The following is a 13,208-nucleotide window of genomic DNA, read 5'->3' on the forward strand; positions in this document are numbered from 1 at the left end:
GAGGAACCACCATGACCGGACACGGAGCGGATCTGCTGATCCGGGCCGCCGCAGTGCACACCCTGATCCCCGGCCGGACCCCCCGGCGCGCCCTCGCCGTGCGGGGCGACCGGATCATCGCCCTGTCCGCCGACCCGAACGGCCTCGACCACCTCACCGGCGCGCACACCGACGTCCAGGACCTGCCCGGGGCGACCGTCCTGCCCGCCTTCGACGACACCCACACCCACCTCGTCCTCGCCGGGCACAGCGCCCACGACGTCCCCGTCCACCAGGCCCGCACCCTCGCCGAGTTCCTCGACCTGATCCGGCGGCGGGCCGCCGTCACCCCCGAGGGACAGTGGATCCGCACCACCACCAACTGGCAGGAACTCGATCTCGCGGAACGCCGGCTGCCCACCGCGGCGGAACTCGACCGGGCCACCGACCGTCACCCCGTCCTGGTCAAGCGCGGCGGCCACAACGACGTCGTCAACACCGTCGCGCTGCGCCTCGCGGGCATCACCGAGGACACCCCGGTACCGCCCGGCGGGGTCATCGGACGGGACGCCGACGGCAGGCTCGACGGACGGCTGATGGACACCGCCCTGCCCCTGGTGGAGCGGCTGCTCCCGGCCCCCGACCGCGCCGCGCAGATCGACGGACTGCGGGTGGCGAGCGCCCGGTACGCGGCGACCGGCATCGGCACCGTCCGGGACTGCATGGTCACCCCGCGGGACTACGAGGTGCTGCGCGCCGCCCGGGACACGGGGGCGCTCAGCACCCGGGTGCGCGCCCTGATCTCGGCGCTCGGCCTGACCGGCGCGGCCGAGGTCGAGGACCTCCTCGACGTCATGGAGGACTGGCGCCCCACCGGCGACCCGTGGCTGTCGGTGTGGGGGGTGAAGTTCGGCCTGGACGGCGGTCTGGAGGCCGGTGCCACCGAACAGCCGTACGCCTGCGACCACACCTTCTCGGGCACCCTGATCTGGGAACCCGACGCGCTCGTCGAAGCGGTCGAGGCCGTGGTCCGGCGCGGCTGGCGGGCGGGCACCCACGCCTACGGCGACCGCGCGGTACGCGTCCTGCTCGATGTGTACGAGCGGGTCCTTGAGCGCAACCCCGGGCTTTTGCCCGGCACGCTGGTGATGGAGCACGGCGGTCTCGCCGGACCCGACCAGCGCGCCCGCGCCGCCCGGCTCGGCATCCCGGTCACCATCCAGCAGCCCCTGCTCCACGACACCGCCGAGGTCGAGCGGGAGTACTGGGGAGCGGAGCGGGTCGCCGCGCTCTTCCCCGCCCGGGGCTGGCTCGACCAGGGGGCGCTGATCGCGGCCGGGTCCGACTTCCCCGTGGGCCGGTTCGGCGCCATGCGCTCCGTGTGGGGCATGACGACCCGGTCGACCGTCATCGGCGTCCAGGGCCCCGAACACGCCATCACCTACGACGAGGCGGTCGCCCTGCACACCACCGACGCCGCCCGGCTCCTCGGCGAGGACCGACTGCGCGGCTCCCTCGGCCCCGGCCGCCTCGCCGACCTCACCGTCTGGGACCGCGACCCGGCCCGGTGCCCCGCCGACACCCTGCGGGACCTCGAACCCACCCACACCGTCCTGGGCGGCCGGACCGTCCACGGCCCCGGTGCCGACTCCGGGGCCCGCGACGCGCGTTGACGGCGCCGGTCCGCCGGAGCGCCGCGCGGCACCCGGATCAGGCCCGGCCCGCCCACCACCGTGAGTCCGCCGACCAGCCGCCGCCAGGATCGGCCGCCGACTTCGGCCGGACCACCGGGGTGCCGTCCGGACCGGCCCGGATCAGACCGCCGGGATCGGCGCGGTCGCCCTCCGGGCCGCCGGGCTCGGCCTGAGCCGGGCCGTGCCGGCGGCACCGGGAGTGAGTACGGCACCGCCTCGACCCGATGCCGGGCGGCGGCGACGGCAGCGTCGGAGGCGAGCGCCGGACGGCCCGCGCGGTCGGTGCGGCTGCCGCCCCGGCCGACGAGCCGGTTGAAGACATCAGCCGGTCGAAGACGTCAGCCGGTTGCAGACGTAAGCCGGTTGAAGACGTCAGCCGGTTGCAGACGCAAGCCGGTTGAAGACACCAGCCGGTTGCAGACCTAAGCCGGTTGAAGACATCAGCCGAGCCCCACCGGGCGCGGCTGCCGCTGGGGCATGGCTCCATGGTGCTCGCCCCCATCCGCCGAGCCCCGCCGACCCGCACGGCCCGGCGGGCTAACGCCCCTCCTCCACCAGGTCCGCCGCCGTCACCGACGCCGGTGTCGCATGTCCGGACAGGGCCAGTGTGAGGTCGAGTTCGGCCAGCAGACAGCGGATCACATGCTCCACGCCCGCCTGTCCGTCCAGCCCGAGCCCGTACGCGTACGGCCGCCCCAGCAGCACCGCCCGCGCGCCGAGCGCCAGCGCCTTCACGACGTCGTCGCCGGTGCGGACGCCGCTGTCGAACAGCACGGTCAGCCGGTCGCCGACCGCCCGCGCGATCCCCGGCAGCGCGTCGGCCGCCGCGACCGAGCCCGCCACCTGCCGCCCGCCGTGGTTGGACACCACCACCCCGTCCATCCCGGCGTCCGCCGCGAGCCGGGCGTCGTCCGGGTGCAGCACCCCCTTCAGCACGATCGGCCCGTCCCAGTTCTCCCGCAGGAACGCCAGATCCGGCCAGGTCTTCCCCGGGTCGGCGAACAGCCCGACGAAACGCATCACCGCCGCGTCCCGGTCCTCGTGCACCGGCTTGGCCAGGCCCGCGCGGAACGCCGGGTCGGTGAAGTAGTTGGCGGTCCCCACACCGTGCAGGAACGGCAGATACGCCTGGTCCAGATCGCGCGGGCGCCAGGCCAGCAGCGGAGTGTCCAGGGTGACGACCAGCACCGAGTACCCGGAACTCCGCGCCCGGCCGAGGAAACTCCGGGTCACCTCACGGTCCTTGGACCAGTACAGCTGGAACCACCGCTCCGCGTCCCCCATCGCCTCGGCGACCTCCTCCATCGGGGTGCTGGACGCCGACGACAGGATGTACGGCACCCCGTGCGCGGCGGCGGCGCGGGCGGCGGCGCGCTCGGCGTCCGGGTGCAGGATCGACAGCACGCCGATCGGCGCCAGCGCGAGCGGGGCGGGCAGGGACCGGCCGAGCACCTCCACCGACAGATCCCGGTCCTGGACGTCACGCAGCATCCGGGGCACGATCCGGCGCCGCCGCAGCGCCTCCCGGTTGGCGCGGGCCGTGCTGCCGTCCCCGGCGCCGCCCGCCACATAGCCGACCGGTCCTGGACCGAGCCGCCGGGCGGTGATCTCCTCCAGCCGGGTCAGATCGGTGGGCAGCCGGGGCACCGCGCCCGTCATCCCGTGTAGATAGATCTCGTACTGGAAGTCCGCCCAGTGCTTGCCCATCCGTGCGTTCCGCCTCTCGCCGTCGCGCGCGTGTCCTGTTCGGTCCCGACCATGCTGACCAGCCGGTCGGGACGCGTCCAGGGCCGGGAGGGGTTTCAGGGTCGGCGAGCGGGTGCGCACCATGGGCCGGTGCTCCCCGGCGTTCCCCGCCCGCCCGACCGGGGTCCGCCGCTCACGCCCCCGTGGCGTCCGGTCCCTGCGCCCGGACCCGCTGCACCTGCTCCAGCGACGCGCGCAACTCCGCCAGCCAGTCGTCCTCGTGGCGCTGGACCAGGCGGACGCACCAGGCGAGGGCCTCGCTGCGGCTGCGGGCCACGCCGGAGGCGACCAGCGTGTCCAGGACCCGGCGCTCGGGCTGGCGCAGCCGGGTCATCACCGGGGCGGCGACATGGGTGAACAGGGCGCGTTCCGCACCGCAGAGCACGCCCCAGGAGACCTTGCGGCCGAAGCCGTGCTCGGCCTCGCGGGCGACCGCCATACGGGCCTCGCGGGTGCGCTCCCGGAACTCCTGGATCCGGCCCTGCACCGCCGCCGTCCGCTCGGTGGCGGAGGCGTCCTCGGCCAGCCGGGGTTCCGGTATGCGGCCGACCACCGTGATCTCCTCGCGGTCGACCGTGACCTCGGCCAGTTCCTCGAAGAGGTCCTCCGGCAGCCGGCCCGCGAACCATCCGCGTACCTTCTCTGTCTGCTCCGAAGTAATCATGTAATGACGATTACTCCGCAATCGGCGAAAGGCAAGGGTGTGCAGGTCCGGTCCGCCGAGAGCGGAACCGGAATGTTTCAGGCCGATTGCCGGGTCGGGACGAAACGGCCATCCGGCCACGCCCGACGATCAAGAACCGCGTGAAACAGCGGTGGTGTCGTTCCCATTCCGTCACTTCACGCCACTGATTCAATACGCAAGGTTACTTAAATCGATGGGGTCGAGATGAGTTTCCGGGCCGGACTCGGCAGACTCGCGCTCGCCGCTCGCCCCACCGGGCAGCGGCCCCCGTTCCTCAAGCGGAAGGATGCACACAATGCGGAACACCGCGCGCTGGGCAGCGACCCTCGGCCTCACCGTCACGGCCGTCTGCGGACCCCTGACCGGAGCCGCCCTCGCCGCCCCCGCCACCGCCCCCGCCTCGCTCTACGCCCCGTCCGCCCTGGTGCTCACCATGGGCCGCGGCGAGAGCGCCACCGCCGCCGCGCCCGAGCGGGCCGTCACCCTGAGCTGCGCCCCCGCGCCCCGCGGCACCCACCCGGCGCCCCGCGCGGCCTGCGCCGAACTGGGCCGGGTCGGCGGCGACTTCCACGCCCTGACCGCCGACGCCGCCGTGATGTGCACCCGGGACTACCGCCCGGTCGTGGTCACCGTCTCCGGCGTCTGGCAGGGCAACCGCGTCGCCTATGAGCGCACCTTCCCGAACGACTGCATGATGCGCGCGCACGGCGCCGGAGTCTTCTCCTTCTAGGCAGCCGCCGCCCGAGGACCGGGATCGCCGGTTCCCGTGAGCGCAGCGAGCGGCCGTGAGTGGGGAGAGCGGACGCCTGTCACGGGGTCACTGCGATCTCGCACAGGGGGTCGATGGGCGGTGTGGGGCCGCCCGCCGACCCCGACGGCGTTTCCGGGAAGACTCCCATCCTGCATTCCTTGACGGGTATATAACCCGTGAGGAATATTGGAACGCATGTCCGACGACGCGCTCTGGGCCGCCCTCGCCGATCCCCATCGGCGGGCCATCGTGGCGCTGCTCCTGGAGCGGCCGAGGTCCGTCGGCGAGCTGGTCCGGCACACCGGACTGAGCCAGCCCGGCACCTCCAAGCATCTGCGGGTACTGCGCGAGGCGGGCCTCGTCCAGGTCCGGCAGGACGCGCAGCGCCGGGTGTACGCGCTGGACCCCGCGCCCATCGCCGCACTCGACGCCTGGCTCGCGCCCTACCGCGCCCTGTGGAACCGCGGCCTGGACGCCCTCGGTCACCGCCTCGACCAGACGGCGGGCCCGTCGGACCGCACCGATTCGCCCCCGCACCGAAGGACTGATCCCCCATGACCGCCGACCTCACCGGCACCTTCCTGACCCTCGACGACGGCCGCCCGGCGATCCGCTTCACCCGGATCTACGACCACCCCGTCGACCGGGTCTGGCACTTCGTCACCGACGCCGACGAACTCGCCGGATGGTTCCCCGCCCGCGCCGAGATGGATCTGCGGCCCGGCGGCGCCGTCGCCTTCAGCGGCGACCCGGGCATGGCGGACCACCCGGGCCGGATCATCGCCGTCGACCCGCCCCGCCATCTCTCCTTCGAGTGGGGCGGCGACGAACTCCACTTCGACCTGGAACCGCTGGACGACGGACGCACCCGCTTCACCCTGACCAACGTGCTCGTCGCCGAGGACACCGCCGCCCGCAACGGCGCGGGCTGGGAGGTCTGCCTCGCCGCCCTCGACACCAAGGCCCACGGCACATCCTTCGACGGCCCGCACGCCGGACCCACCGCCGCGTGGCGGGGCTACTACGACGGCTATGTCACCGCCGGTTTCCCGTCCGGCGCGGCCATCCCCGGCGCCTGAACCCATCTGCCGCCCAGGTCAGCCGCCGCCGCACCAATCGACCTGCCGCTCGGGTCAGTCGCCGCCGCACCAACCCACCTGCCCCTCAGGTCAGTCGCCGCCGCACCAGCTCGCGCAGCCGCCCCCCGGTGTCCTCCAGCGGCATGAACATCAGCAGCTAGCACGGCCGGAGTCAGCCGGAGCCACACCGCGCCCAGCACGGCGGTCACCGGCGGGAGGTCAGCCGAGCAGCGCGTACACCGTGCTCGCGCGGGCCGCGAGCGCACCGGAGTCCACCGTCGTCAGTGTGATGTCGGCGAACGCCGTCCGGCGGCCCAGCTTCGTCACCACCGCCTCGACCCGCACATCGCTCCCGACGACCGCGCGCTGGAACGTCGTCGACTGCTGCACGGTCGTCATCGGCCCGTAGCCGCCCCGGGCCGCCGCCACCGCGATCACCGTGGCGGTGTCCGCGGCGGCCATCAGCGCCTGCCCGGACAGCGCACCGCCGTCCCGGGCCAGCCGGTCCGACCACGGCAGCCGCAGCACGGCCCGGTCCTCGCCCACCGACTCGACGCTCAGACCGAGTTCACGCACCCACGGCGCGAAGAAGTCGGCGAGCATCCGGTCGCCCTCTGCGGGGGTCATCGTCATGGGGCCGATCCTTCCCGTCCGCCGAGGCGATTGAACGCCCCGCCCGCCCCGTGCGTACCAGTGGCCAGTCAGGCGCCCCCCAACCGCCGCGCAACGGTGGCGGAGCCCGTCCCCAGGAGGTCGAGTAGGTTGAGTCACAAGCGAATTCCGAAGCGCAAGGCCATCATCGCGGTGGGCGGTGTCGCCGCGCTGGGTGCGGCGGCGATCCTGCTGCCGAACGCCAACGCGTCCCAGGACGGCGCCTCCACGACGGCCGCGCCCCGGACGCTCAAGGCGGGCGACGCCTCGGACCTCGCCTCCCAGCTCGCCGGAGCGCTCGGGGACGCCTTCGCCGGTTCCTACTACGACGCCGACAACGGACAGCTCGTCGTCAATGTCGTCGGCGACGACAACCAGGTGATCGTCCAGGCCAAGAGCGCCGGAGCGGTCGTACGGCAGGTCGACAACAGCGCCGCCGAACTGACCTCGGCCGCGGGGACCTTGAAGAGCGAGGCGACCATCCCGGGCACCTCCTGGGCGGTCGACCCGCGCACCAACAAGATCCTGGTCACCGCCGACTCCACGGTCACCGGCGCGAACTGGGACACCCTGGAGTCCACCGTCGAGGGGCTCGGCGACGGCATGGCCACACTGAAGAAGTCGTCCGGCACGTTCCGGACGTTCCTGTCCGGCGGCGATGCCATCTTCGGCGGCGGTTCGCGCTGTTCGGCCGGGTTCAACGTCACCGCGGGCGACGGCGCCCCCGCCTTCCTCACCGCCGGACACTGCGGGGTCGCCGTCGAGCAGTGGTCCGAAGCGCAGGGCGGCGCCCCGGTCGCCACCGTCGACCAGGCCGTGTTCCCCGGCGCCGGGGACTTCGCGCTGGTCCGCTACGACGACCCGGCGACCGTGGCGCCCAGCGAGGTGAACCTCGGCGACCAGACCGTGGCGATCAGCGCCGCCGCCGAGGCCACGGTCGGCCAGCAGGTCTTCCGGATGGGCTCCACGACCGGGCTCTCCGACGGCCAGGTCCTCGGTCTCGACGCCACCGTCAACTACCCCGAGGGCACGGTCACCGGTCTGATCCAGACCGACGTCTGCGCCGAGCCCGGCGACAGCGGGGGCTCCCTGTTCACCCAGGACGGCCTGGCCATCGGCCTCACCTCCGGCGGCAGCGGCGACTGCACGGTGGGCGGCGAGACCTTCTTCCAGCCGGTGACGACGGCGCTGGCGGCGGTGGGCGCGACGCTGGGCGCGGGCGGGGCCGGAGACGCGGGCGCGGGCGCGGAGGACGGGGCCGGGGCCGGTGACGACTCCGGCGTCGGCGGTGACGACTCGGGTGTCGGCGGTGACGACTCCGGCGCTGGCGGCGACGGCTCGGGCATAGCCGACGGTCTGGGCGGCGACACGGGACAGGGCGGGCGCGAGGCCGACGACTCCGCGCTGACCCGGACGTACTAGAACCCGCCGGCCCCACGAGGGTTCCAGCACGAGGTTCACGAGAACCCACGACGACCCACGAGGGTTCTTGAGAACCCACGAGAACCCACGAGGACCCACCAGGTCTCACGCAGTCACGCAGACCCCAGGGTTCACCAAGACCCCAGGGTCACCAAGACCCACCGACCGCACCCCACCGCGGTCGGTGACCGCACCGGTGGTCCGGCTCCCGGCGGGAGAGCCGGGCCACCGGTGTGTATCCCGGCCGGTCCCGTCACCCCCGGCCCCCTCACCCCGTCGCGCGCAGCACCAGCAGCGCCACGTCGTCCGGTCGTTCCCCCTCCGCCGTGCCCCGCCCCATCAACGCCTCCGCCAGTTCGTCCAGCGGCAGGTGGCCCGCCCGGCGCAGCCGGTCGCCGAGGCCGGTGAGGGCGTCCTCGATGTCGACCCCGGGGGACTCGATCAGCCCGTCCGTGTACAGCACCAGCACGGAGCCCGGGACGAGTTCGACCTCGGTCGTCGGATAGGCCGCCGCTGCGTCGATGCCGAGCAGCGGGCCGCCCGCCAGATCCAGCACCCGTACCTGTCCGTCCGGCCGTCTGAGCAGCGGTGGCGGATGACCGGCCCGTGCCATCACCGCCCGGCCGCGCGCCGGGTCGAGTCGCAGATACAGACAGCTCGCGAACAGGTCCGAACCCAGCTCGATCAGCAGCCGGTTGGTGGACCGCATCACCTCGTGCGGCGGCTGCCCCACGGTGGTGTACGCGCGGACGGCGGTACGGATCTGCCCCATCAGCCCGGCCGCCGTCACATTGTGCCCCTGGACGTCGCCGATCACCGCCGCGGCCGTACCCCGGGCCGCGACCAGGTCGTAGAAGTCGCCGCCGATGTCCATCCCGCGGGTGCCCGGCAGATAGCGGGCCGCCGCGTCGACACCGGGCAGCGGCGGCAGCGAACTGGGCAGCAGGGCCGCTTGGAGGCCGTGCGCGAGCTGGTTCTTGGCGTCGTAGAGCAGGGCCCGCTCCAGCGCCAGCGCGATCAGTCCGCTGAGGCTGGTGAGGACCGCGCGCTCCTCGGTGGGGAAGGGATGCCGCTCGGCGTAGGCCAGGACACAGGTGCCGACCGGGCGGCCGGAGGCGATGAGCGGGAGGTACGCCCAGGCCGCGAAGCCGTCCGGGGTGGCGAGCCGCGCCGGGTAGAGGCGCTCCAACTGCTCCCGGGACGTGTAGAACGCCGGTACCGCGCTGTTGAGGGACTGGACGCCCGGGGTCGGCTCGGACAGCGGGGTCCCGTCGAAACGCTCGACGATCTCCGTGTCGGGGTACCCGCGGTGGCCGAGCACCTGCATCCGCCCGGCCCGCGCGGTGAGCAGGACGACCGCCTGAGCGCCCACCGCCGGGGCCACCTCGTCCGCGACCAGCTGGACCACGTCCTGCACGCTCGCCGCCTCGGTCAGCGCGCCCGCCAGGCCCAGCACCTGCGAGATGGTCACCAGCCGGGGCGGTGTCCCGCCGCCGTCCGGCCCGCCGCGGCCGGGTTCGGCCAGCGCCCGCGCCGTGCCGATGCGGACGCTCAGCCCGTCGCGGTCCGGATACAGCCGGAAGGACAGCCAGTCGCCGGGCGGGCGCAGCGCCACGAACGAGGTGATCTGCTGGCTGATCAGCGCGGCCCGGTAGCGGTCCTCGTAGACCGGGTCGTTGAGCCAGGGCACCGCCGCCCACAGCTGGGTGCCCAGCAGCCGGCTCACCGGGACCCCGATCAGCTCGGCCGCCGCCGGGTTGGCGAACCCGATCCGGCCGTGCAGGTCCAGTGAGCACAGCCCGAACGGCAGCCGGGCCGCCATCCGCACCGCCGCCACCGAACCGAGCGTCCCGGCCACCCCGCCCACCAGCCGCGCGCCCGGCAGATCCGGCTCGCGGGGCAGCGGCAGCCGGTCCTCGGCCAGCCGCTCTAGGCGCAGGGCGAGTCTGCGGCAGGCCGCCGCGAGCTGGTCGCGCTCCCGGTCGGGCAGCTCCGGCGGATGCGACCCGGGCCAGGTGACGAAGACCGCCCCGTACACCGTGGTGTCCGTGGCCAGCGGCAGCGCGGCCAGCGCGAAGGGGTACGGCAGCACCACCGCGACCCGGGGATAGCGGCTCGCCATCTCCTCCTCGTCGCCCACCCACACCAGCCGGCCCTCGCGCGCCGCGTCGGCGACCGGGACCCGCGTGCTCAGCCCCACCCGCTCCCAGGGCGCGGCGAAGGACCGCGGCAGCCCGGCGATGACCGCCATCTCCAGCACCGGCTCGTCCTCCGCGAGCAAATACACCCCACCGGAGTGCGCGTGCACGCCCTCCATCATCTCGATCAGGGCGAGCGACAGCAGCGGCCGTCCGGCCGGGCCCCTCGGCCGCCCGGAAGGCTGCCCGTCGGACATGCCGACCACCTCCTCGACCGGCGGAGGGACGGGCCCCAGGGAACACACTCTCTCCCGGGTCGGGCCCGCGCGCACGGCGAGCGGGCACCGCCCACCGCCGGTGACGGCTCCGGCGCCGACCGTGTCCGCACCGCCGGTACGGGGGAGTGCCTCGCGGAGTCCATGTCCCCGCGCACGGCGAATTCCAGGGGGCGCGCGGCGCTGCCGTGTCCGCCCGGAGCGTCGCGGCGACCCGGTGCACAGGGGCTGCGCCACGACCGTATACGCGCTGTAATGACGGACGTGGTCAAAGAGGGCGCTACGGGACGTGGAGCACGGCTGGCGCGTGCCGAGGCGGCCCTGAAGGCGCTGGCCGCCGAGCCCGACACCGCCGAGCGCCGCCACCGGGTCCTGGAGCAGGTCCTCGCCTTCACCCGCGCCACCTTCGCCGCCGTGTACACCCCGGCCGGGGACGGCGGGGGTGTACTGCGGCTCACGGAGTCGGCCGGCGCCCCGCGCGCCCTGTACGGCGTGCCCGAGGTCTACGACACCGCCCGGCCGCCCGGCACGGTGTCCCCGGCGGGCGCGTCCGTCGTCGCCGTGCCCGCCCGCAACGGCGGCCGGCTGCTCGCCGTCACCGAGTCCCCGGACGGCTTCGGAGCCGAGGACCGGGCCTGTCTCGAGCTGATCGCGGAGGCCGTCACCGCCGTCCGGGCCGAGCGTCCGCCCGCCGCCGCAGATCTGCCGCCCGGCGGTTTCGTGCTCGCCATGGACACCGGCCGGATAGACACCGGCGAGGAACTGCTCGACCTGTTCGGGCTCGCCCCGCAGGACTTCGACGGCCGGGTCGAGACCCTGCTCGGTCTGACCGTCCCCGAGGACCTGCCGTCCCTGATGTCCGTGGTCGAGGCCGGTCACATGTCCGTCGGCGAACGCGAACTGGACTTCCGGGTGCTGCGCCCCAGCGGCCCGCCCCGCTGGCTCAGACTGCGCGGCAGGCTGCTGCCCGCCGCCGAGGGCCGGGCCGCCCGGCTGGTCGGCACGGTCGCCGACACCGCGAGCGTCCGCTCGGACGCCACCGACGTGGCCCGCGTCCAGCGCCTCGCCGCCGCGCTGTCCACCGCCGGGACCGTCCGGGACGTCAGCCACGCCGTCGTTGCCGCGCTGCGCCGCCCGCTGCGCGCCGACCGGATCGCCCTCGCCGAACTGGAGGGCGACCGGCTCGTCGTCACCGTCCTCGACCCGCCCGAGCCCGAAGCCTGGCCCGAGCTGTGGCGGCTGGAGTGGCGCACCGAGTGGCCCGAGGCCCCGGTGCGGGCCATGCCCACCCTCGCCGCCGCCCTGCGTGAGGGCCGCGCCCAGATCTGGCCCGCCGGAACCGAGCTGGAACCCGCGCTCGCCGAGGTCGGCCCCGGCGGTCTCGCCGTGCTGCCGCTGTCCGCCGGGACCAGGATGGCCGGGGCCTGTCTGATCGGCTGGGACGCCCCGCACGACTTCGGCCCCGACGAGCGCGCCCTGCTCACCGCCTCCGCCGGGCTCGCCGGACAGGCCCTGCTGCGCGCCCACGCCTTCGACGCCGAGCACGAACTGGTCGGGATGCTCCAGCGCCAGCTGCTGCCCCGCCGACTGCCCCGGCTGCCCGGCGCCACCGCCGTCGCCCGCTATCTCCCCGCCACCGCCGGCCTGGAGCTGGGCGGCGACTGGTACGACGTGATCCCGCTGCCCGACAACCATGTCGCCCTGGTCATCGGCGACGTGCAGGGACACAGCGCCGCCGCCGCGACCCTGATGGGGCAGATGCGGACCGCGCTGCGCGCCTACGCCGCCGAGGGCCACCCGCCGGACGTGGTGGTCGCCCACGCCAACCGGCTGCTGCTGGAGATGGAGACCGACCTCTTCGCCACCTGCGCCTATGTCGATGTCGACACCGAGGAGGGCTCCGCCTGGTGCGTCCGCGCCGGACACCTCCCGCCCGTGCTGCGCGACCCGGACGGCTCCACCGCGCCCGCCGACACGGAGGGCGGACCACCGCTCGGGGTGCTCGCCCAGGCCGAGTTCCCGATGACCGAGCTGCGGCTGCGGCCCGGCACCCTGATCGCCCTGGTCACCGACGGCCTGGTGGAGGCCGCCGGGCACGACATCGACGAGGGCCTCGACCGGCTGGCGCGGGAGCTGGCCGACGCCGACCCGGCCCACCTGGGCACGGTCGCCGACGCGCTGCTGGTCGGCGCCCACCGCAACGACGACATCGCGCTGCTGCTGATGCGCTACGACGGACTCGCGGTGCGCCCGCGCCGGGAGAGCTGGACGGTGTGGCGGGTCCCGGAGGCGGTCCGGCAGGCCCGCCGCTTCACCCGCCGCACACTGCGGGCCTGGGACGTCACCGACGCCTGCGACACCGTGCTGCTGGTGGTGTCGGAGCTGGTCACCAACGCCCTGGTGCACACCGACGGGCGGGTCCGGCTGGATCTCACCCTGCTCGGCGGGCGGCTGCGGGTCGCCGTCGCCGACGGTTCGCCGCGCAGCCCGGTCAAGCCCACCAGCATCGGCTGGGAGGCCACCGGTGGCCGGGGACTGCTGCTGGTGGAGGCCCTGTCGGCGACCTGGGGCACGGTCCCGGTCAGCGGCGGCAAACAGGTCTGGAGCGAGATCACCCTGATGACCGACCAATAGCCACCATGAGTGACGACTCAACCACCCTGCGTCAATACGACGTTACCCCCTCACCCGCCCGGCGCTCCGGCACCGCCCGCCCCAACCCCCGGGCCCGGCACCCGCCTTGCCCAGGTGACGCCACGGGAAACAGCAGTCGGAGCGGAGTGATACG

At 74.4% G+C, this 13,208-nt stretch carries 10 protein-coding genes; 6 read left to right on the plus strand and 4 right to left on the minus strand.

Annotation, left to right across the window (positions count from 1 at the left end; translation table 11 throughout):
• The first annotated feature begins 11 nt into the window (after nt 1-11).
• Entirely contained in the window at nt 12-1,652 is a 1,641-nt protein-coding gene (locus tag AB0D49_RS37515; RefSeq protein ID WP_362767240.1) for an amidohydrolase, read from the plus strand.
• A gap of 558 nt (nt 1,653-2,210) precedes the next feature.
• On the opposite strand, the gene AB0D49_RS37520 is transcribed toward AB0D49_RS37515, so the two are convergent.
• Both AB0D49_RS37520 and AB0D49_RS37525 read right to left on the minus strand, forming a co-directional pair.
• Nucleotides 2,211-3,380: a lactate 2-monooxygenase gene (locus AB0D49_RS37520; RefSeq protein ID WP_362767243.1), complete on the minus strand. Its 1,170-nt coding sequence runs from the start codon at nt 3,378-3,380 to the stop codon at nt 2,211-2,213.
• Between the two features lie 172 nt (nt 3,381-3,552).
• Nucleotides 3,553-4,083: a hypothetical protein gene (locus AB0D49_RS37525; protein ID WP_362767245.1), complete on the minus strand. Its 531-nt coding sequence runs from the start codon at nt 4,081-4,083 to the stop codon at nt 3,553-3,555.
• 316 nt (nt 4,084-4,399) lie between these two features.
• Between AB0D49_RS37525 and AB0D49_RS37530 the strand changes: the two genes are divergently transcribed.
• The 3 genes from AB0D49_RS37530 to AB0D49_RS37540 all read left to right on the plus strand — a co-directional run bounded on the left by AB0D49_RS37530 (nt 4,400) and on the right by AB0D49_RS37540 (nt 5,934).
• Nucleotides 4,400-4,834, plus strand: coding sequence for a subtilase-type protease inhibitor (locus AB0D49_RS37530; protein WP_362767248.1), 435 nt, complete (start codon nt 4,400-4,402; stop codon nt 4,832-4,834).
• A gap of 216 nt (nt 4,835-5,050) precedes the next feature.
• A complete protein-coding gene (locus AB0D49_RS37535; RefSeq protein WP_362767251.1) occupies nt 5,051-5,413 on the plus strand; it encodes a metalloregulator ArsR/SmtB family transcription factor in 363 nt (120 codons plus the stop codon).
• On the plus strand, nt 5,410-5,934 hold the full coding sequence (locus AB0D49_RS37540; protein WP_362767254.1) for an SRPBCC family protein: 525 nt from the start codon (nt 5,410-5,412) through the stop codon (nt 5,932-5,934). Before AB0D49_RS37535 ends, AB0D49_RS37540 begins: the two co-directional genes overlap by 4 nt.
• 219 nt (nt 5,935-6,153) lie before the next feature.
• Here AB0D49_RS37540 and AB0D49_RS37545 read toward each other — a convergent pair whose 3' ends face one another.
• Entirely contained in the window at nt 6,154-6,567 is a 414-nt protein-coding gene (locus AB0D49_RS37545; protein WP_362767257.1) for a PaaI family thioesterase, read from the minus strand.
• A gap of 129 nt (nt 6,568-6,696) precedes the next feature.
• Here AB0D49_RS37545 and AB0D49_RS37550 point away from each other — a divergent pair, with 129 nt between their 5' ends.
• Nucleotides 6,697-8,007 carry a S1 family peptidase gene (locus AB0D49_RS37550; protein WP_362767260.1) on the plus strand — a complete coding sequence of 437 codons (1,311 nt, stop codon included), beginning with the start codon at nt 6,697-6,699 and terminating at the stop codon, nt 8,005-8,007.
• 268 nt (nt 8,008-8,275) lie between these two features.
• Here AB0D49_RS37550 and AB0D49_RS37555 read toward each other — a convergent pair whose 3' ends face one another.
• Nucleotides 8,276-10,402, minus strand: a complete 2,127-nt coding sequence (locus tag AB0D49_RS37555; RefSeq protein ID WP_362767263.1) for a SpoIIE family protein phosphatase — start codon at nt 10,400-10,402, stop codon at nt 8,276-8,278.
• A 273-nt stretch (nt 10,403-10,675) separates the two neighbouring features.
• On the opposite strand from AB0D49_RS37555, the gene AB0D49_RS37560 reads away from it, so the two are divergent.
• Nucleotides 10,676-13,054 (plus strand): SpoIIE family protein phosphatase, encoded by a 2,379-nt coding sequence (locus tag AB0D49_RS37560; protein WP_362767265.1) that lies wholly within the window; start codon nt 10,676-10,678, stop codon nt 13,052-13,054.
• The last annotated feature ends 154 nt before the right edge of the window (nt 13,055-13,208 follow it).

The sequence above is a fragment of the Streptomyces sp. NPDC048290 genome (assembly GCF_040652095.1).
Lineage (GTDB): Bacteria > Actinomycetota > Actinomycetes > Streptomycetales > Streptomycetaceae > Streptomyces.